The sequence below is a fragment of the Amycolatopsis sp. CA-230715 genome (assembly GCF_018736145.1).
Classification (GTDB): domain Bacteria; phylum Actinomycetota; class Actinomycetes; order Mycobacteriales; family Pseudonocardiaceae; genus Amycolatopsis.
In genome coordinates, this window is the sequence record NZ_CP059997.1 from 3267854 (window position 1) to 3287010 (window position 19157).

19 protein-coding genes are annotated in these 19157 nt (G+C 70.9%); 9 read left to right on the forward strand and 10 right to left on the reverse strand.

The window, feature by feature from the left end:
• The first annotated feature begins 391 nt into the window (after positions 1-391).
• Positions 392-739 carry a hypothetical protein gene (locus tag HUW46_RS15180; protein WP_215547893.1) on the forward strand — a complete coding sequence of 116 codons (348 nt, stop codon included), beginning with the start codon at positions 392-394 and terminating at the stop codon, positions 737-739.
• Positions 740-754: 15 nt separating this feature from the next.
• Here HUW46_RS15180 and HUW46_RS15185 read toward each other — a convergent pair whose 3' ends face one another.
• Positions 755-1192, reverse strand: coding sequence for a hypothetical protein (locus HUW46_RS15185; RefSeq protein ID WP_215547894.1), 438 nt, complete (start codon positions 1190-1192; stop codon positions 755-757).
• Between the two features lie 158 nt (positions 1193-1350).
• On the opposite strand from HUW46_RS15185, the gene HUW46_RS15190 reads away from it, so the two are divergent.
• Positions 1351-2919, forward strand: a complete 1569-nt coding sequence (locus HUW46_RS15190; protein WP_215547895.1) for an alkaline phosphatase D family protein — start codon at positions 1351-1353, stop codon at positions 2917-2919.
• A 159-nt stretch (positions 2920-3078) separates the two neighbouring features.
• Positions 3079-4956 (forward strand): N-acetylmuramoyl-L-alanine amidase, encoded by a 1878-nt coding sequence (locus HUW46_RS15195; protein WP_215547896.1) that lies wholly within the window; start codon positions 3079-3081, stop codon positions 4954-4956.
• A gap of 199 nt (positions 4957-5155) precedes the next feature.
• On the opposite strand, the gene HUW46_RS15200 is transcribed toward HUW46_RS15195, so the two are convergent.
• Together HUW46_RS15200 and xrtP are read right to left on the reverse strand one after the other, a co-directional pair.
• The gene (locus HUW46_RS15200) at positions 5156-6484 is read right to left on the reverse strand and encodes a glycosyltransferase (protein WP_215549885.1); all 1329 of its coding nucleotides are present in this window, start codon (positions 6482-6484) and stop codon (positions 5156-5158) included.
• Between the two features lie 53 nt (positions 6485-6537).
• On the reverse strand, positions 6538-7029 hold the full coding sequence (gene xrtP, locus HUW46_RS15205) for an exosortase P (RefSeq protein WP_254126607.1): 492 nt from the start codon (positions 7027-7029) through the stop codon (positions 6538-6540).
• A gap of 398 nt (positions 7030-7427) precedes the next feature.
• Between xrtP and HUW46_RS15210 the strand changes: the two genes are divergently transcribed.
• The 3 genes from HUW46_RS15210 (at position 7428) to wecB (ending at position 9679) form a co-directional block, all read left to right on the forward strand.
• Positions 7428-8210, forward strand: a complete 783-nt coding sequence (locus HUW46_RS15210; RefSeq protein ID WP_215547898.1) for a choice-of-anchor P family protein — start codon at positions 7428-7430, stop codon at positions 8208-8210.
• Positions 8211-8229: 19 nt separating this feature from the next.
• Entirely contained in the window at positions 8230-8409 is a 180-nt protein-coding gene (locus HUW46_RS15215; RefSeq protein ID WP_215547899.1) for an LPXTG cell wall anchor domain-containing protein, read from the forward strand.
• A gap of 115 nt (positions 8410-8524) precedes the next feature.
• Positions 8525-9679, forward strand: a complete 1155-nt coding sequence (gene wecB, locus HUW46_RS15220) for a non-hydrolyzing UDP-N-acetylglucosamine 2-epimerase (RefSeq protein WP_215549886.1) — start codon at positions 8525-8527, stop codon at positions 9677-9679.
• On the opposite strand, the gene tsaD is transcribed toward wecB, so the two are convergent.
• Genes tsaD through tsaB form a run of 3 tightly spaced genes read right to left on the reverse strand, consistent with a single transcriptional unit; the run spans position 9671 to position 11840 of the window.
• Positions 9671-10717, reverse strand: coding sequence for a tRNA (adenosine(37)-N6)-threonylcarbamoyltransferase complex transferase subunit TsaD (gene tsaD / locus HUW46_RS15225; RefSeq protein WP_215547900.1), 1047 nt, complete (start codon positions 10715-10717; stop codon positions 9671-9673). The genes wecB and tsaD overlap by 9 nt on opposite strands.
• The gene (rimI, locus tag HUW46_RS15230; RefSeq protein WP_215547901.1) at positions 10717-11190 is read right to left on the reverse strand and encodes a ribosomal protein S18-alanine N-acetyltransferase; all 474 of its coding nucleotides are present in this window, start codon (positions 11188-11190) and stop codon (positions 10717-10719) included. The genes tsaD and rimI overlap by 1 nt, the downstream gene beginning before the upstream one ends.
• Complete coding sequence (tsaB, locus tag HUW46_RS15235; protein WP_215547902.1) at positions 11187-11840, reverse strand: tRNA (adenosine(37)-N6)-threonylcarbamoyltransferase complex dimerization subunit type 1 TsaB; 654 nt, start codon at positions 11838-11840, stop codon at positions 11187-11189. The genes rimI and tsaB overlap by 4 nt, the downstream gene beginning before the upstream one ends.
• A 143-nt stretch (positions 11841-11983) precedes the next feature.
• On the opposite strand from tsaB, the gene HUW46_RS15240 reads away from it, so the two are divergent.
• The 3 genes from HUW46_RS15240 to HUW46_RS15250 all read left to right on the forward strand — a co-directional run bounded on the left by HUW46_RS15240 (position 11984) and on the right by HUW46_RS15250 (position 15228).
• Positions 11984-12364 carry a hypothetical protein gene (locus HUW46_RS15240; protein WP_215547903.1) on the forward strand — a complete coding sequence of 127 codons (381 nt, stop codon included), beginning with the start codon at positions 11984-11986 and terminating at the stop codon, positions 12362-12364.
• A gap of 121 nt (positions 12365-12485) precedes the next feature.
• Positions 12486-13919 (forward strand): acyl-CoA synthetase, encoded by a 1434-nt coding sequence (locus HUW46_RS15245; protein ID WP_215547904.1) that lies wholly within the window; start codon positions 12486-12488, stop codon positions 13917-13919.
• A complete protein-coding gene (locus HUW46_RS15250) occupies positions 13912-15228 on the forward strand; it encodes a carboxyl transferase domain-containing protein (RefSeq protein ID WP_215547905.1) in 1317 nt (438 codons plus the stop codon). Before HUW46_RS15245 ends, HUW46_RS15250 begins: the two co-directional genes overlap by 8 nt.
• Positions 15229-15320: 92 nt before the next feature.
• Here HUW46_RS15250 and tsaE read toward each other — a convergent pair whose 3' ends face one another.
• The 4 genes from tsaE to HUW46_RS15270 all read right to left on the reverse strand — a co-directional run bounded on the left by tsaE (position 15321) and on the right by HUW46_RS15270 (position 19155).
• A complete protein-coding gene (gene tsaE / locus HUW46_RS15255) occupies positions 15321-15806 on the reverse strand; it encodes a tRNA (adenosine(37)-N6)-threonylcarbamoyltransferase complex ATPase subunit type 1 TsaE (RefSeq protein ID WP_442860940.1) in 486 nt (161 codons plus the stop codon).
• Positions 15791-16882: an alpha/beta fold hydrolase gene (locus tag HUW46_RS15260; protein WP_254126195.1), complete on the reverse strand. Its 1092-nt coding sequence runs from the start codon at positions 16880-16882 to the stop codon at positions 15791-15793. The genes tsaE and HUW46_RS15260 overlap by 16 nt, the downstream gene beginning before the upstream one ends.
• Positions 16882-18000 carry an alanine racemase gene (gene alr, locus HUW46_RS15265; RefSeq protein ID WP_215547907.1) on the reverse strand — a complete coding sequence of 373 codons (1119 nt, stop codon included), beginning with the start codon at positions 17998-18000 and terminating at the stop codon, positions 16882-16884. Before alr ends, HUW46_RS15260 begins: the two co-directional genes overlap by 1 nt.
• A gap of 66 nt (positions 18001-18066) precedes the next feature.
• On the reverse strand, positions 18067-19155 hold the full coding sequence (locus tag HUW46_RS15270) for an ABC transporter ATP-binding protein (RefSeq protein ID WP_215547908.1): 1089 nt from the start codon (positions 19153-19155) through the stop codon (positions 18067-18069).
• Between the last annotated feature and the right edge of the window lie 2 nt (positions 19156-19157).

Consider the following 19157-nt stretch of genomic DNA (forward strand, 5'->3'; position numbering starts at 1 on the left):
ATGGCCGGTAGTCGTCGGCTCGACTCGCTGCGGAGTGTGACCTCGATGGAGCCTGACTCTTCGCCCCAGCATGACGTACCGGATCCGCTGGGCATCACCCACACCCCGCCCGCGCCGTCGCCGTGGGAACCGTTCTCGCGTCCGGCGGCCCCGCCACCGCTGCGTGCCGATATGCCGCCCGCGCGCTACCCGCTCCCGCCTGCTGTGGAACCGCCGCCCTGGGCGTGGCATCTCCACCACCCGTCCGGGCCGTGACCGGCACCGCGTTCAGTTCGCTCCGACGCCGCCGGATGCCACGGTCAACGAACCGCCGCCCGATGATCGGGAAGCGTCCGCGGCACGGCTGTGGCTCGACTACCGGCTCGACAACTTCTTGCGCGCACCGTGGCGCGTGGCTGCGCTGACCTACGAACATCGCGTCGACTTCGAGCGCCGTCTCACCGAACTCCGTGCGGCCTTGAGGAGATCGTCCCAGCGCGAACTCGTCGCCATGCTCTCGTTGTTCCTCGAGTGGGCAACGGTTTCCCCCACTTCGCTCACTCGGCTGGAAGTGGCCGACATCGAATGGGCGCTCCGCAAATTCGAAGACGAGGGCCCGCGTTCGAAAGAGGGCGCCACGGAAGAAGATTCCGGCCCGGAGGTTTCCGGCGACGACACCGTCGCCGTCAAGGTCTACCTGCCCAGGGAATCGCGAGCGGCCAGCTCGACCCCGCTTCGCCCGCCTAGCGACGACGTTTAGCCCGCTAACTGCAGCTCAGGCCGAAGGGAAGGCGGGTTCGATTCCCCGCCAGCCGCCGCCCTCGGCGAGCGCGGTCCGGAAGACCGCCAGCCGCTCGCTGAACGCGGCCAGGTCGGCGTGGAGCAGGGTGAGCCGCTCGGTGTCGAGGGGGCGCGCGGTGCCGGACCAGAACTCGAGGTCGTCGTCCCACCAGTTCTCGATCGACGAGCTCGCGAGGAAGACCACCAAGCGGAGCATCGCCAGGATCGTCCCGTTCGGGTCGTCCGACGCCGCGACGTACTCGGCCTGGATCGCGTCGCAGAGGCCGACCAGGTCCCGCAGGCGGGCGACGGCGGCCGCGGCGGAGCCGTCCCAGTCCGGGCCGGGGTGCACGCCCGAGCTCAGTTCGAGCCAGAGGCGCCAGCCCGCGACCAGTTCGGCGTGATCGCGCGGAGTCCAGCCGGATCCGTCCATCCGTTCACCGTCCCAGAGCCCCCGGCCGCCACGGCGGATCTTTGACCAAATTCACGCACGCCGGGAATTCACCTCGCGGTCACCCTTTCGGGTTTGTCCCGTTCGTCTTCCCGAAGGTGCGATCGACGGGACGGTCCCCCACCACACGGAGGTCAGGCATGCCCGAAACGGTCAACCGCAGGCTCTTCCTGCTCGGCGGCGCGGGGGCGGTGGCGGTCGTCGCCGGCGCCGCCGGTCTCACGCAGGCGGGCGCGAGCCAGGGCGCCGGGCTCGCCCAGCCGCTCGGCGACGTGTTCACCCTCGGCGTCGCGTCCGGCGAGCCGACGGCCACCGGCATCGTGCTCTGGACGCGGCTCGCGCGCGACCCGGTCGCCGAAAACGGCCTCGGCGGCATGCCGGACCGCGCGGTCCCGGTGCAGTGGCAGCTGTCGAAGAACGAGCAGTTCACCAAGATCGTGCGGGCCGGGAACGCGCTCGCCGGACCGGATGCCGCGCACAGCGTGCACGTCGAGGTCGAGGGCCTGGCGCCGGGCACCGAGTACTTCTACCGGTTCCGCAGCGGCAAAGCGGTTTCGCGGGTCGGGCGGACCCGCACGGCGCCCGCTCCTGGCGCGCTCGGCGCGCTGACGATGTGCTTCGCGTCGTGCGCGCACTACGGCGAGGGCTACTTCACGGCGTACCGGCGGCTCGCCGAGGACCACCCCGACCTCGTGCTGCACCTCGGCGACTACCAGTACGAGTACGCGTCGAAGGCCAAGGACGTGCGGAAGGTGCTCGGCCCGGAGACCGTCGAGCTGGCGGACTACCGGCTGCGGCACGGCCAGTACAAGACCGACGCCGACCTGCAGCTCGCGCACGCCACGGCGCCGTGGCAGGTGGTGTTCGACGACCACGAGACCGAGAACAACTGGGCGGGCGAGATCCCGGAGGCCAGTTCGCAGACGCCGCAGGGCCCCGCGTTCATGGCCCGCCGCAAGGCCGCGTTCCAGGCGTACTACGAGAACATGCCGCTGCGGCGCTCGGCGAAGCCGCGCGGTTCGGACATCCAGCTCTACCGGCGCCTGAACTGGGGTTCGCTGGCGACCTTCCACATGCTCGACACCCGGCAGTACCGGGACGACCAGGCGTGCGGCGACGGCGTCAAGGCGGGCTGCGACGAGCGGTTGAACCCGACGCGGTCGATCACGGGCGAGCGCCAGGAGAAGTGGCTCGTCGACGGGTTCCACAGCTCGAACGCGCGCTGGGACGTGCTCGGGCAGCAGGTGTTCTTCTCGCAGATCGACCTCACCCCCGGTGCCGCCGAGGGCTACAACATGGACGCCTGGGACGGCTACAAGGCGAACCGCGACCGGATCGCGTCGGCGATGGGGAACTCGCGGGTGCGCAACGGCGTGGTGCTCACCGGCGATGTCCACCGGCACTGGGCGGCCGAGATCAAGGAGACCTACGGCTCGCCGGACTCGAAGGGGGTCGGCACCGAGTTCATCACGACCTCGATCACCAGCGGCAAGGACGGCGACGACGGCACCAACCAGGCCGTGCTCGACGAGAACCCGCACGTGAAGTTCCACAAGAACCGCCGGGGCTACGTGCGGACGAAGTTCACCGCGGGCGAGCTGCGCGCGGACTACCGGATCGTGCCGTACGTGTCGAAGCCGGACGCCACCGCCGAGACGGCCGCGAGCTTCGTCGTGGAGGACCGGGACCCGACCCTGCACCGCGCCTGACGCCGTTTAGCCCGCTAACTGCAGCTCCCCGGGCCCTGGGGCGCCCGCCTGCGGTTAGCGGGCTAAACGCGGTTCGGGCTCGATCGGCGCGGAGGGGTTGAAGGTGGTGAGTTTCTTGTTAGGTTCAGATCCTTCCGAGAGCTCACGAGGGGTCCCGTCATGTCTCGTCGTTCGTTCCGCCGTGGTGGCGCGCTGCTCGCCGTCGCGAGCCTCGCGCTCGCGGCCCCAGCCGCAACCGCCCAGACAGCCCCAGCCGACCAGCAACGCCAGCGCGCTTTCGCCGCCGCGGCCGAGGAGTTCGGCGTCCCCGAGAACGTGCTCCTCGGCGTCTCGTTCCTCGAGTCGCGCTGGGACTCCAACGCGGGCACGCCGAGCACCGCCGCGGGCTACGGCCCGATGCACCTGACGGACCTGCGCGCCGCGGGCACCGGCGGCAGCCACCACGACGAAGGCGGCGAGGACCCGCGCGGCGACGGGCGGCGCTCCGAGCTGCACCCGTCCTCCCCCGGCCCCGCGCCGGCGACGCCGCAGTTGCAGACGATCGACCGCGCGGCCCAGCTCATCGGAACGAGCGCCGAGACGCTGCGCCAGGATCCGGTGCAGAACATCCGCGGCGGCGCGGCGCTGCTCGCCGACTACCAGCGCCAGACCGGCGCGCGCGGCGAGACCCCGGCCGACTGGTACGGCGCGGTCACCCGCTACGGCGACGGGTCCTCCTTCGCCGACGAGGTGTTCGAAACCCTGAAGACGGGCGTCGACCGCGTCACCGACGACGGCCAGCACCTGACCCTCGCACCGACACCAGGCCTGGAGCCGCGCTCGCGCGAGGACACCAAGGTCGAATGCCCGCGGTCCGTCTCGTGCGAGTCCGTCCCGGCGCCGTACCAGGAGCTGCCCGGCGGCGGTTACGGCAACCACGACCTGGCGAACCGCCCGCAGAGCCAGAAGATCGACTACATCGTCATCCACGACACCGAGGGCTACTGGGACGACGTGCTCAAGCTCGTCCAGGATCCCACTTACGTCAGCTGGAACTACTCGATCCGCTCCTCCGACGGGAAAATCGCGCAGCACGTGCCGACGAAGGACGTCGCCTACCACGCCGGGAACTGGTACGTGAACTCGAAGTCGATCGGCGTCGAGCACGAAGGGTTCGCGGCGAAGGGCTCCTGGTACACCGAGGCGATGTACCGCACGTCCGCGAAGCTCGTGCGGTACCTGGCAGGCAAGTACGGGATCCCGCTCGACCGCGCGCACATCATCGGGCACGACAACGTGCCGGGGATCAACCCGGCGAAGATCCCGACGATGCACTGGGATCCGGGCCCCTACTGGGACTGGTCGCATTACTTCGACCTGCTCGGCGCGCCGTTCGACCACGGATTCGGCCTGCCGGGGTCGAAGCTGATCACGATCACCCCGGACTTCGCGGCGAACAAGCCCGCGTTCACCGGCTGCGAGTCACCGGGAAAGCCTTGCACGCCAAGGGGTTCGACGTCGCAGATGCTGCGAACCGAGCCGGACGCGAACGCGCCGCTGCTCAAGGACGCGGGCCTGCACCCGGACGGTACACCGTCCACTATGGACGTGGCGGACGTCGGCAGCCGGATCGACGCGGGCCAGCGCTACGCGGTCGCCGAGGTCCGCGGCGACTGGACGGCGGTCTGGTACCTGGGCCAGAAGGGCTGGTTCCTCAACCCGCGCAAGGCACCGACGGCCAAGCCCGCGATCGGGACCGTCGTGACGCCGAAACCGGGCAAGGCCTCGGTCCCGGTCTACGGCACCGCCTATCCCGAAGCGTCGGCGTACCCGGCCGGCCGCACCCCGCAGCCGATCGTGGCACTGCCGTACTCGCTGCAGACCGGCCAGCGCTATTCGTCGAGCGGCACGGTCGGGTCCGAGTACTACTACGCCACGAAGTTCGACCCGGCCGAACACCTTGTCGTGAAAGGGAAGACGAGGTACGTGCAGGTCCAGTTCGGACACCGGATCGCCTACGTCAACGCCGACGACGTACAGGTGCTGCCCGCGTTCTGATCAGCCGGACGGCGTTTAATAAGCGGCGGAGCCGCTTGAGTGGGCCGTCAGCTTGCACCGCCGCGGGTTCTCAGCCGTCTTCTCGCGAGGACAGCTTCAACGTGGTGAATCGGTTATTCATGAGTTGGAGATCCCGGAGCGAGAAGGCGGCTGAGGTTCCGCCACCCGCGCCGTTACGCAAACCACTCTCAAACGATAATCAGCTGTCCAGTGCGACTTTCGCACCCGCCGCGGCCTCGGTGTTGCGGCGGGTCTTGGACCAGCCGTTGCGGCCGCGCACGAGCCGGAACAGCGCGCGCCACGACGTGATGTAGAAGGTGTAGATGTACGCGGCGTAGGCGAGCCCCATGCCGAGCCCGGCGAGGATGTTCTTGCTGCGCAAGCACTTCCACTGGTAGATGGGACCCCACATGACGAACGGCAGCAGCCCGAACGAGCCGTAGATCGCGAACAGGATCCAGGCGCCGTCGGTGAACCACGACCACATCGTCGCGGGGTCCCCCGCGGTGTTCACCAGCAGCACCAGGAACGGGATCGGGTACAGCAGCGAGCCGAGCAGCTGCATCCACGGCTGGGCGAGGTAGTACATCATCTCGGCCGCGCCGATCGTGCTGATGTGCGGCGAGTCCCAGATCCGGCGCAGGTACCGCAGGCACTGCATGGTGCCCTGGCCCCATCTGGTGCGCTGCACGAGGAACCGGCGCAGGCTGTACAGGCCTTCTTGCGCCACAAAGGAATCCGGGGTGTACCCGGTTCGCCAGCCCGCGGTCAGCAGGTGGACGCCGAGCTCGAAGTCCTCCAGCAGCGAACCGCGCCACGGGGTGCCGTCCTCGCCCGCGATCGAGTCGAGTGCGGTGAGCCGGGTGAACTGGCCGTTGCCGCCCATCGAGATGGTGCCGGTGAACCCGCGCGAGGTCTGGATCGCCGCGATCGCGGTGCGGAACTCGAGGTCCTGCAGCTGCGCCAGCTTCAGCCCGAAAGCCCTGCCGAGCCACGACTTCCGCGGCGGCGGGGTGGACCGGTTGCCCATCCGGACGTCGAGCTGGACCGCGCCGATCGCCTCGTCGCCGAAGAGGTGGTCCGCCGCGCACACGGTGAGGCAGTTCGGCGCGGGCCTGCCGTCGGCGTCGACGACGACCACCACGATGTCCTCGCGCGGGACCGAGCCGTCGCTCCACGCGTTCAGCTCGCGGTACGCGGCGTTGAGCGCGTCCCCCTTGCCGGTCCTGGCGTCGGGACGGCGGCGGCACACCAGGTGGAGGTACGGGTCGTACCGGCCGTCGCGCCGCCACAGCGCCCGCACCACGCGCGCGGTGCGGTCCTCCGAATCGTCGTCGACGACCCACACGTGCGCGGCGGGGAAGGTCGCGCGGAGGTACCGCACCGTCTCGCCGATCACCGTCTGCTCGTCGCGGCACGGTACGAAGAAGTGCCAGGAGAACCGGTCGGCGTCACCGACCGGCGCCGGTTTGCGCCGCAGGAACGGCACCACGATGACGATCACGTACACGATGAACGCGACGCTCATCGTGAGCGCGAACGCCTGCGTGATCGCCAGCAGGACCTTGAAGGAGTCTCCGCTCACGGCGTGCTCTCGCGGTTCTTCGGGCCCCGGGTGCCCAGCCAGACGAACAGGACCAGCGCCAGCGCGCCGCCGAGCACGCTCACCAGCGAACCGAGCAGCGTGTGGCCCCAGTAGTAGCCGCGATCCACGCCGAGCCACTGCACGAGCCCGACGATCGCCAGTATCCGCAACTGATTCACCAGAATGACCGCGATCGCGGAGACCAGCAACGAGAAGAAGGGGCGCCGGGTATTGCGCGGACGGAACCACATCATCACCGCGGTGACAAGAAACAACGGGATGAGCATGAACGCGGATGAGCATTCCGGCGTCATTCTCAACCCGAGTGGCTCAGTGCCGGACAACCCGAAGTAAACAGTTTCGCGCTCGCCGGCCACGTAGACACCCGATGAGGTGATGCCCCGGAGGATCAGCCCGGCGAACTGGACCTCGAAGACCCGGTAGGCGCGCTCCGCCACGACGAGCGCGACAGCGGCCGCCAGGACCACGAAAACGCCCCAGCGCTGGGAAAACCGCCACGACTTCACCGTCGGCGTACTGGCTACGGACACGGCGGTCCTCTCGATCGTCACCTGTTCCGCGAAGCGGGCGCGCGGACCCGCCGCCACCCGTCTGTGCACCCCTATCGACCGGACGCGCCGTTTCATTACCGCCTTCCAGAGCACCGACCGCTGGGCCGACTAGGCCAAACGGGTACTCCTCGGGCCCGACCTGGGAAAACACCGGAAAAAGTAACCCATTCGGGTAGTAAACGATTTTTTCTGTGCCACTCCGGCCGCTTCCGTCGATACAGCATCCGCGAACCGACCTCGGGTATGGCCGGCTTTCCTCCTGCCTTTCTCCCCTTCGGTGATCGTGCGCTCTCAACAGAAAAGAGGAACATTTGATGAAGACCCACCTTCGTCGCGGGGGCCTCCTCGCAGCGGTCGTGGCGTGCGTCGCGCTCGTCGGCGCGGGCACCGCCGCCGCGGCGCCCGGTGACGGTTCCGCGTACGGCCTCTCCGTCAACGTGAAACTGCTCGGCGCGGACGCGGTCAAGGCGGGCCCGTTCGCCGCGGCCAGCACCAACGGCCCGACGCAGAACACCTTCGCTGGCGTCAACCTCCCCGGCATCCTCACTTCGGGCGTGATCAACACCGAAGCCAAGCGGGACGACAACTCCGGCCAGGTGGACGCGAAGGCGAGCACCGCCAACGTCGGACTCCCGCTGCTGAAGGCCGCGCTCGGCAATGTCGGCGCGAAGGCGATCGAGGCCACCTGCGTGGCCACGCAGAAGGGCGTCACGGGCAGCAGCACGCTGGTCGGCGCGAACTTCGGCAGCCTCGGCTCGATCCCGGTGACCCCGGCGGCCAACACCAAGCTCGAGGTCAAGATCCCGGTCATCGGCAACGTCGCGACGGTCATCCTCAACGAGCAGATCAAGAACCCCGACGGCAGCCTCACCGTCAACGCGCTGCACGTGAAGCTGCTCGGCAGCGATCTCGCGGGCGCGATCGGCTCCGGTGACGTGGTGATCTCCTCGGCGACCTGCGGCCCCGCCGGGCTGCCGGTGCCGCTCGCCTCGGGCGCCGGGATGTGGATCGGGTTCGGCCTGCTCGGCGCGATCGCCGTGCCGGTCGGCATCCGCGTGACCCGCAACCGCAGGGCGTCGGCTTCGGCCGCGGCCTGATCGCCGGGGTGACGGAGCGATGTACAAGCTGCCCGGTGCCGGTGTCGGCGCGGCCGGTGGCGGGGTGGGCACCCTCGCCGCCACCGGCGCCGACGTCGGCTGGTGGATAGCGGTCGGCGTGGTGCTGCTCGTCCTCGGCACCGCCGCGGTCATCGCCGCGCACCGCCGCACGAAGCGCCTCGCCAGGTCCGGTTCCTGAGCTCGGCGCGACCGGCGGGCGGCACCTCGCGTGCCGTCCGCCGGTCACCCGAACCGTGTCCCGTTTCTCCAGGACACTCGAAACCATGTCCGCAGTTCCAGAGGAGTCCCCACCCGTGGATGTCATGCTGCTCGCCGGGACGCGCCCGGAAGCGGTCAAACTCGCCCCGCTCGCGCTGGCGTTGGCCGAACACCCCGTTTTCCGGCCCGTTCTCGTGCACAGCGGCCAGCACGAGCGGATGGTCGAACAGGCGCTGTCCTCGTTCGGCCTCGGCGTCGACCTCTGGCTCGACGTGCCGCCGCGCGTGACCGGGTCGCAGGCCGAACTGTTCGCCGGGCTGCTGCCCGCGCTCGACGAAACCCTCGCCAGGCACCGCCCCGGCGCGCTCGTGCTGCAGGGTGACACCGCGACCGTGCTGGCGGGCGCGCTCGCCGCGTACTGGCGCGGAATTCCCGTCGTGCACCTGGAAGCGGGCCTGCGCACGCACGACCTCGCGGCGCCGTTCCCCGAGGAGGGCACCCGGCAGATGGCAGCGCGGGTCGCCACGCTGCACCTCGCCCCGACCGAACCCGCCGCGGCCGCGCTGCGCGCCGAGGGCATTCCCGCCGACCGGATCGCGGTCACCGGCAACACCGTCGTCGACGCGGTGCGGGCGGTCGCGGCGCGGGACCTCCCCGCGCGCGACACCGCGCTCGCGTTGCTGGAAATGGAAATCGGCGAAGCCGCCAAACGCATGGTCCTGGTGACCTCGCACCGCAGGGAGTCGTGGGGCGAGCCGCTGAAGCGCATCCTCGACGCCGTCCGGGAACTGGTGACGGCCCGTCCCGACGTGCACGTGCTGTTCCCGGTCCACCCCAACCCGGAGGTCCGCGCCCAGGTCCGCGCCGCGCTCGGTGATCTCGACCGCGTGACGCTCACCGAGCCGCTGGACTACCCGGACCTGGTGCGCGCGCTTCGCCTGGCCGAGCTGGTGCTCACCGATTCGGGCGGGATCCAGGAAGAGGCGCCGACCTTCGGCACGCCGGTGCTGATCCTGCGCGACGTGACGGAGCGGGCCGAAGCCGTGGCGGCGGGATGCGCCTGGCTCGTCGGCACCGACACCGACCGCATCGTCACCACGGCGTCCCGCGTCCTCTCCGGCGAAATCACCGTCAGTGGCGCCGAAAACCCTTACGGGGACGGAAAAGCGTCCGCACGGGCGGTCACCGCGATCGAAAGCCTGCTCGGCCTGTCCGACCCCCTGCTCGCCGGAGCGGCCCGCTCAGACTGACACGGTCCCGACCGGCAGCGCCGGGTTCGCCGAGATGTCCAAAGAGGACTGAGGGCGATCCGCGGCGACGACGTGCGCGCCGAGCGCGGCGATCATCGCGCCGTTGTCGGTGCACAACCTCGGACGCGGCACTCGCAGCTCGATCCCGGCGTCCGCGCACCGCTGCTTCGCGAGCGCGGACAGCCGTGAATTCGCCGCCACCCCACCGGAAATCACCAGCGTGCCGATCCCGGACTCCTTCGCGGCCCGGACCGCCTTCGCGGTCAGCACGTCCGCGACCGCCTCCTGGAACGACGCCGCGACGTCGGAGACCGGGATCGGCTCGCCCCGGCGCTCGGCGGCTTCGACCCAGCGCGCGACCGCGGTCTTCAAGCCGGAGAAGGAGAAGTCGAACTTCGCGTCGCGCGGGCCGGTCATGCCGCGCGGGAAGGCGATCGCGGCGGGATCCCCGTCCGCGGCCGCCTTGTCGATGGGCGGGCCACCGGGATAGGGCAGGTCGATCAGCCTGGCCACCTTGTCGTACGCCTCACCAGCCGCGTCGTCCACAGTGGACCCGAGTTCGGTGATCGAGGACGCGATGTCGTCCACCCGCAGCAGTTGCGTGTGGCCGCCCGAAACGAGTAGCGCGAGGCACGGCGCGGGCAGCGGCCCGTGCTGCAGGGTGTCGACCGCGATGTGCCCGGCGAGGTGGTTGACGCCGTAGAGCGGGACCTCCAACGCCGCCGAATACGCCTTCGCCGCGGACACGCCGACCAGCAGCGCGCCGGCGAGTCCCGGCCCCGCGGTCACCGCGATCGCGTCCACATCGGACAGTTTCAGGCCCGCGTCGGCGAACGCTCGGTGCACCGTCGGCACCATCGCCTCCAGGTGTGCCCTGCTGGCGACCTCGGGCACCACACCGCCGAACCGCGCGTGCTGGTCCACACTGGACGCCACCGCGTCGGCGAGCAGCTCGACCGTGCCGTCGTCGTGTAGCCGGACGAGGCCGACCCCGGTTTCGTCGCACGAACTCTCGATCCCCATCACGATCCTGGGCATCAGCCGTTCACCTCCTGTGCGGACCGCGCCGGGCGCGCCATCGTGTAGGCGTCCGCACCCGAGGGCTGGTAGTAGCGCTTGCGCAGGCCGATCCGGCTGAAACCGTAGCGCGCGTAGAGCGCGAGCGCGGTTTCGTTGTCCGTGCGGACTTCGAGGAAGACCGGGGCGTCGATCGAGTCTGCGCGGTCGAGCAGCGCGCGCAAAAGTGCGGAGCCGTGGCCGTTTCCTTGGTACTGCGGCAAAACGCCGAGCGTGTGCACGCTGGCCTCGTACTCACCTGGCTTACCGACCACGGCGAGGCCGCCGTAGCCCGCCACTTCGCCCTCGTCGGTCCTGGCCACGAGGTAGTAGCCGCCCATGTCCAATTCGGAGTGGAACGCGTACGCGCTCCACGGGTCGTCACCGGCGAAGAGCACCTTTTCGATCTGGACGCAGGCGCGGATGTCGGCGCGCCGCATGGCCTCCAGCTTCACGAGGCGCTCACCTTCTTGCGGGCGCCGGGCTCGGTGGCGTCCGGACGGCGGAGGTACAACGGCACCAGCGGCTCCGGGTCCACTGTGGACAGCAAGGCGGCGCGCGCGGCGGCGACCAGGCCGCGAGGTGACGGGAAGAACGGCTCGATCGTCCGCGCGCCGAGCGAATACTGCCGTGCGCCGTCCCCCGCCGCGAGCCCGGCGGCGGGCAGCTCGGCGGGCGGCTGGACGTGCGGGCCGTCGATTCGCGTGCCTTCCTCGTCGTAGGCGGCCCAATACACCTCGCGCCTGCGCGCGTCGGTGGCGACGAGGAATCGTTCGCCCGCCTCGATATCGGCGGCGATGGCGTCGAGGCTGCAGACGGGATGCGCGGGGATGCCGAGGGCGTCGGAGAGGGTGGCGGCGGTCGTGATGCCCGCGCGCAGCCCCGTGAACGGACCGGGGCCGACCCCGCAGGCGATCGCGTCGAGATCGCGCAACGCCGCCCCGGCCGCGGCGACGGCTTCGAGCGCGTGCGGGGTGAGCAGCTCGCCGTGCGCCCTGGCGTCGTGGGTGATCCGCTCGCCGAGCACGGTGATCCCCTCGCCGGTCAGGGTCGCGACGCCGGCGGTGACCGCGGACGTGGAGGTGTCGATGGCGAGAACAAGCACGTGACGAGCCTACGACCGGCGTTTCGGCCCCCGGCACGCAACCCGTCCAGGTCCGGCGCGTCTTCTTTAGTGAAAGTCTGGCAAACCAAGGCGATAAGTCGCCATTTGGTAACTAATCGCTGTTCGAAGGAAGGGGTCTGATCATGAACATCGTTCGCACCGCATTCGTCGCCCTTTCCGTGGCAGGCATCGCCGCCGCGGGTTCCGGCGTCGCGTCCGCCGACGGGGGAACCTACCTGCGCCTCGACCGGACCACGGTCGCCGCCGGCGACACCGTCCACGTCGCCGCGAAGTGCGACGAGGGCGAGGGGCTCAACTTCGTCGGCTCGGCGGCCTTCACGCCCACCGGGGACGACGGACCCTACCAGGGCAACGGCGGTGTCGTGCCGTTCCACGACCCGGTCGACGGCGCCGTCACCGGCGAGACCGTGATCAGGGCGGACGTGGCACCCGGCGTCTACCACGTCGGCCAGCGCTGCGGCGGCGGGAACGCCGGCGGCCTCGACCTGACGGTGACCTCCTGAGCTGCGTTTAGCGGGCTAAACGTCGCGGGCGGCCCCGGGGGGATACGCGCTCGGCGGCCCCGGCGGCCATCATGGTCATCGGGGTCGTACGGGCCCCGTCCGGAGACGAGGAGGCCGCCGAGTGCCCGAGCACCTGTTCCCCGCGCTGGTCGCACCGCCGACGAAGGAAGCGCTCCGCTTCGGCGACCGCGGCCTGACCTACCCGGAGCTGGCCGCGGTCGCGGGCACGCTCGCACGCCGTCTCGACGGCGCGGGCCGGGTCGCGGTCTGGGCGACGTCGACGATCGAGACGAGCGTTGCCGTGGTGGCGGCGCTGCTCGCGGGCACGCCGGTGATCCCGGTGAACCCGAAGATCGGCGAGCGCGAGCTGGGGCACATCATCGGCGACAGCGAGCCCGCGCTGGTGCTCGCCGAACCGGGCGCCGAACTGCCCGGCCCGCTCGCCGCGCTGCCGCGGATCGACGTCGAGCTGAGCGGCGACCCGGTCGAGCCGCTTCCCGAGCCGGACGCCGAAGCGCCCGCGCTGATCGTCTACACCTCGGGCACCACCGGCCCGCCCAAGGGCGTGGTGCTCCCGCGGCGCGCGATCGCCACGACCCTGGACGCGCTGCGGGACGCCTGGGCGTGGACCGTCGGCGACGTGCTCGTGCACGGGCTGCCGCTGTTCCACGTGCACGGACTGATCATCGGCATCCTCGGTCCGCTGCGCCGCGGCGGCACGGTGCGGCACCTCGGCAGGTTCAGCACCGACGGCGTCGCCGCGGCGCTGGCGAGCGGCGGCACCATGATGTTCGGCGTGCCGACGATGTACCACCGCATCGCGGAGGAAGCGGGTTCGAAGCCCGAGCTGGCGGAGGCCCTTCGCGGCGCTCGCCTGCTCGTGTCCGGGTCGGCCGCGCTGCCCGTGCACGACCACGAGCGGATCACCGCGGCCACCGGGCAGCAGGTCGTCGAGCGGTACGGCATGACCGAGACGCTGATGAACACCAGCGTCCGGGTGGACGGCGAGCGCAAGCCCGGCACGGTCGGCGTGCCGCTGCCCGGGGTGGACGTGCGGCTCGTGGACGAGTCGGGCGCGGTGCTCGAAGGCTCCGACGGCGAGTCCGTCGGCGAGATCCAGGTCCGCGGCGCGAACCTGTTCACCGAGTACCTGAACCGGCCCGACGCGACCGCGGAGGCGTTCGCCGACGGCTGGTTCCGCACCGGCGACATGGCGACGCGCGACGCCGACGGGTACCTCAAGATCGTCGGGCGCAAGGCCACGGACCTGATCAAGAGCGGCGGCTACAAGATCGGCGCGGGCGAGATCGAGAACGCCCTGCTCGAACACCCCGGGGTGGCCGAGGTCGCGGTGACCGGCGAACCGGATCCCGATCTGGGCGAGCGGGTGGTGGCGTGGATCGTGCCGGACGGCGAGCGCCCCGGCGAGCAGGAGCTCGCGGACCACGTCGCGCGCCTGCTCACCCCGCACAAGCGGCCGCGGGTCGTGCGGTACCTCGATGCTTTGCCGCGCAACGACATGGGCAAGGTGCTGAAACGGGCGCTCGATGGGTGAAGCGCGCGACCTGATCGGCGCGCTCACGCACCGGTTCGAAGAATTCGCCGTCGCGTCCGGTCCGTCCGATGTGGACGGACCGATCGGCTGGCGCGGCTACGGGGAATCGCGGGCGCGGGCCGTGGACTCTTCGGGTGAAGGCGAATCGGTGCTGTGCGGGACGGCCGAGATCGGCGGTGTCGTGGCGACCCTGATCGTGTTCGAGTTCGCCTTCCTCGGCGGATCGCTCGGCGCACGCACCGGCGACCGGCTGGAGCTGGCTTTCACCAAAGCGCGCGAACTCGGCACGCCGGTGGTGTCGCTTATCGCGACGGGCGGCAGCCGGATGCAGGAGGGTATGCGCGCGCTGTCGCAGTTGCAGCGCATCGCGGGTCAGCTGGCGCTGGTGGCGCGTGCCGGGCTGCCGCACATCGCGGTGCTGCGGAACCCGACGACCGGCGGCGGCTGGGCCACGCTCGGCGGTGCCGCGGATGTCACGCTGGCGCTGCCGGGCGCGCAGGTCGGGTTCGCCGGGTCCCGGGTGCGGCCGGACGGCGATGCCAGCGCGTACACCGCCGAAGCGCACCATTCGTCCGGGCAGGTCGACCAGCTCGTCACCGATCTCCCCGGCGCGCTCGGCCGGTGGCTGGCCTTGCTGACCAAGCCGTTCCCCGAGGCTCCCGAACCACCGAACGCGTTGGGCGACGCGGAACCGCCGTCGACGGGCCGGGAATCCGTGCTGCGGTCGCGCGCACCGGAACGGCCGCACGCCGACGAGTACCTGGCCGCCTACTTCGACTGGTGCGAGGACATCAGCGGCGACCGGTGCGGCGGCGTCGATCCGGGCGTGCGATGCGGGTTCGGCTCGCGCGACGGGCGCACGATCGCGTACGCGGCGCAGCGGGGCACGGCGACCACGCCCGCCGGATTCCGCACGGCCGCGCGGCTCGTCCGGCTCGCCGACAAGCTCGGGATACCGGTGCTCACCATCGTCGACACCCCTGGCGCGGCGAACGGGCCCGACGCCGAGCACGCGGGCGCCGGGCCCGCGATCGCCGAACTGTTCGCGGCCGTCGGCGCCGCGAGAGTGCCGATCACGACCCTCGTCGCGGGCGAAGGCGGCTCGGGCGGGGCGCTCGCGTTCGCCGCACCGGGCCGGACCTGGATGGCGCCCGACAGCTACTTCTCGGTCACCTCGCCCGAAGCCGCGGCCGCCATCCTCAAGCGCGACGACGACCAGGTGCCCGCCACCGCGGACCAGCTCCGCCTGCGGCCGCAGGACGTCGTGGACCTCGGCGTGGCCGCCGGAATCGTCGGTCCCGCGCGGTAACGTTGAAATCGGGGGCTCCCCTGGGCGTACGAACGGTCCGTTCGTACGGATCCCCCGGCGGTCAGATCCTTCGACGCGTCGAAGGACTGCGTTTAGCCCGCTAACTGCAGGTCGGGCAGCCGGGTGGTCCAGGTGCCGTGGGGCTCCAGGGTGGCCACCCGCACGTCGTCGGGCCGCCGCTCCAGCCTGATCACCAAGTGGTCGGCGGAAAGCCGCTCCGCCGAGCCCTCGCCCCATTCGACGACCACCGCGGACCGCTCGAGATCCGAGTCGAGGTCGAGATCGTCGAGCTGGGCGAGATCGCCGCCGAGCCGGTACGCGTCGACGTGGACGAGCCCGACCCCGCGCGCGCCCGGCGGATGCACCCGCGCGATCACGAAGGTCGGCGAGCTGACCCGGCCGCCCACCCCGAGCCCCGCCGCGACCCCACGCGCCAGCACGGTCTTCCCGGCACCGAGCGGACCGGCGAGCAGCACCAGATCCCCCGCGGCGAGCGAGCCGCCGAGCCGCTCGCCGAACGCCACCGTGTCCTCCGCCGCCGGCAGTTCCACCGTCGCCCCGTTCACCTCAGCCACCACCAGTTCCGTCGCCTCTCCCCACCGCCGACCCCGACGCAGTGCTGCACCAGGTCGATGAGATGGCTGTTCACCAGGTCCGGCTGTTCGAGTTGCACCATGTGCCCGCCACCGCGCACCCGCACCAGCTCGGCGTCCGGCAGCTCGGCCGCGATGCGCTCGGTGTGCGCGTACGGCGTGATCCGGTCCGAATCGCCGCCGACCACCAGCACGTGCGCGTGCTTCAACCCGGCGAGCGCCGCGTACCGGTTGTGGCTGCCGAGCGTGTCGATGAAGTTCACCAGGCCCCGCACCGGCGTCACGGCGAGCATTTCGAGCATGAAGTCGACCAGCTTCGGGCTGACGTCGCGATCGCCGAACGCGAGCCGCCGCACCGCCTGCCTGGTCAGCTGCCCGCCCGCGGCGCGCACGAATTCGACGAGCCCCGGCTGCCACCCGGCGAGTCCGCCGACTCCCCGCGTCAACGGGTTGTACTTCGACAGCAACGATCGTGAGAGCCCGGTGCCGCCGACCTCTCCCGCGGCGGTGGCGATGAACGCGACGCCGCACACCCGGTCAGCGAACAGCTCCGGGTTGAACTCCGCGAGCTCCATCACCACCATGCCGCCCATCGAATGTCCCAAAAGGACGATCGGCCCGTCCGGCGCGACCGCGCGGATCACCGCGTCGAGATCGCGCGCGAGCTGTTCGATGGTGCTGGTTTCCTGGTTCGCCGCCCCGGAAAGCCCGTGCCCGCGATGGTCGTAGTAGACCTGCCGCACCCTCGGCAGGCTCAGCGAGCCGAGCGCCCGCCGCTGGAAGTGCCAGCAGCGCTGGGAAAGCGCGAACCCGTGCACCCCGATCACGGTCAGCTCGGGCTCACCTTCCTCGGGGTCCACTTCGGACACCGCGAGCGGCGTGCCGTCGTCGGCGGCCACTGTGGACGTTCGCACCGGCGAAAGGTCGCCGAGTTCCTCGTCCGCCAACGGATCCTCGCCGTGGCGCCGCTGCTGGGTGGTGGCGATCGCGATACCCGCCGCGGCCGCGCCGGTGACCACCGCCGTCACCGTGCCCGCGATGGTGAGCAGGCGGCGGTCCACTAGCCCGTCTCCCCGAGGTACCGGCGCGCCACCCTCGGCCGGTACATCCCGGTGACGATCTCGTAGTCGATCGTGCCGAGCGTGTCCGCCCACTCGCGCGCCGTCGGCCCGCCCGAGGCGCCGTCGCCGAACAGCACCACTTCGGCGCCGATCTCGGGCTCGTCGTCGCCGCAGTCCACCACGAACTGGTCCATGCAAATCCGGCCAGCCACCGGCCGCCGCTTGCCGTCCAGCCACACGTCCATCCGCCCGGACAGCGTGCGGGGTACTCCGTCGGCGTAACCGGCGGGCACGAGCGCGAGCGTGGTGTCCTTTTCGGCCGTCCAGGTGTGTCCATAGGAGACGGACTCGCCCGCGGCGATCCGCTTCGTGAGCGCGACCGAGGAGCGGAACGTCATCGCGGGGCGGAGATCTTCCTTCTGCGGCACCGGGTTGAGCCCGTACGTCGCGATACCGGGCCGCACCAGGTCGAAGTGCAGGTCCGGCCTGGTCAGCGTGGCCGCGGAATTCGCCAAGTGCCGCAACGGGTTCAGGCCCGCCTCGCGCGCGATGTCGTACGCCGACTGGAAACGCGCCGCCTGCAGATCGATCGACGGGTGGCCCGGTTCGTCGGCGCAGGCGAGATGCGACCAGATCGCGGCCACGCGCACCTTCGGCTCCGCCGCGGCGTCCTTGACCAGCGCGGGCCAATCGTAGGACGGGCATCCGTTCCGGGACAGCCCGGTGTCGATCTTCAGGTGGATCTCGGCCAGGACGCCGGTGCGCGCCGCGGCGTCGGCGACTGCGGCGAGCTCCGCCCGCGAACTGACCGAGAGGTCCACTCCGGCCTCGAGGCCGGGAGCGAAGTCCGTGCCGGGGATGTCGAGCCAGCTGAACAACCGCGCGGAGATCCCGGCCTCGCGCAACGCGACGGCCTCAGCGACGGAGCAGGCACCGAGCCAGCTCGCGCCCGCCTCGATGGCGGCCTTCGCGACGGGAATCGCGCCGTGACCGTAGCCGTCGGCCTTCACCACGACCATGGTCGCCGCGCTGCCCGCGCGGTCGGCGAGCAGCGCGACGTTGTGCCTGATCGCGTCGAGGTCGATGACCGTTTCGGCGCGTGCGGGATCGGAAGCCATAACGGATCCGATTTTCCCACGCTCGCCGGAGCCCGCACGCGGCGGCTCCGGCGAGGGTGAACTTCGCTACGGCAGGCGCTTCCCGGTCGTCGCCGAGAAGACGTGCAGCTCGTCGGGACGGATCCGCAGGTGGAGCGTGTCCCCCATGGCCGGGGTCGTGCGCGGGTCCACCCTGGCCACGACCGTGGTGCCCGCCGCGTCCGTGTCTTCGGTGAGCTTGCCGTAGCAGAACGCGTCCGACCCCAGCTCCTCCACGAGGTCGACCGTCACCGAGATGCCCTCCCCAGGCCCCTCGGCCCGTTCGAGCGATTCCGGGCGGAAGCCCAGCGTCACGGAGTCCCCGTCCGCCGCGGCGAGCAGCTCGCGCGAGAGCGGCACGGTGGTCCCCGAGAGCAGCGCGCCGCCTTCGGTCAGGCGCGCGGGCGCGAGGTTCATCGCGGGCGAGCCGATGAACCCGGCCACGAACACGTTGGCCGGCCGTTCGTACAGCGCGCGCGGCGAATCGCACTGCTGGAGCAGGCCGTCGGAGAGCACGGCGACGCGGTCGCCCATCGTCATGGCCTCGACCTGGTCGTGCGTGACGTACACGGTGGTGACGCCGAGCCTGCGCTGCAACGCGGCGATCTGCGTGCGAGTGGACACCCGCAGCTTCGCGTCCAGATTGGACAGTGGTTCGTCCATCAGGAACACCTGCGGTTCGCGGACGATCGCGCGGCCCATCGCGACGCGCTGGCGCTGGCCGCCGGAGAGCGCTTTCGGCTTGCGGTCGAGGAAGTCCTCGATGTCCAGCAGCTTCGCCGCGTCGGCGACCTTGCGCTTGATCTCGTCCTTCGGCTTGCCCGCGATCTTCAGCGCGAAGCCCATGTTTTCGCCGACGGTCATGTGCGGGTAGAGCGCGTAGTTCTGGAAGACCATCGCGATGTCGCGCGAACGCGGCGGCAGCTCGGTCACGTCGCGGTCGCCGATCCACACGGCGCCGTCGTCGATGTCCTCGAGCCCGGCGAGCATCCGCAGGCTCGTCGACTTCCCACACCCCGAAGGCCCGACCAGCACCAGGAACTCGCCGTCGGCGATTTCCAGATCGAGCGCGTCGACCGCTGGCCGTTCCGCGCCGGGGTAGCGCCGCGATGCCTTGTCGTAGGTGATCGTCGCCATCC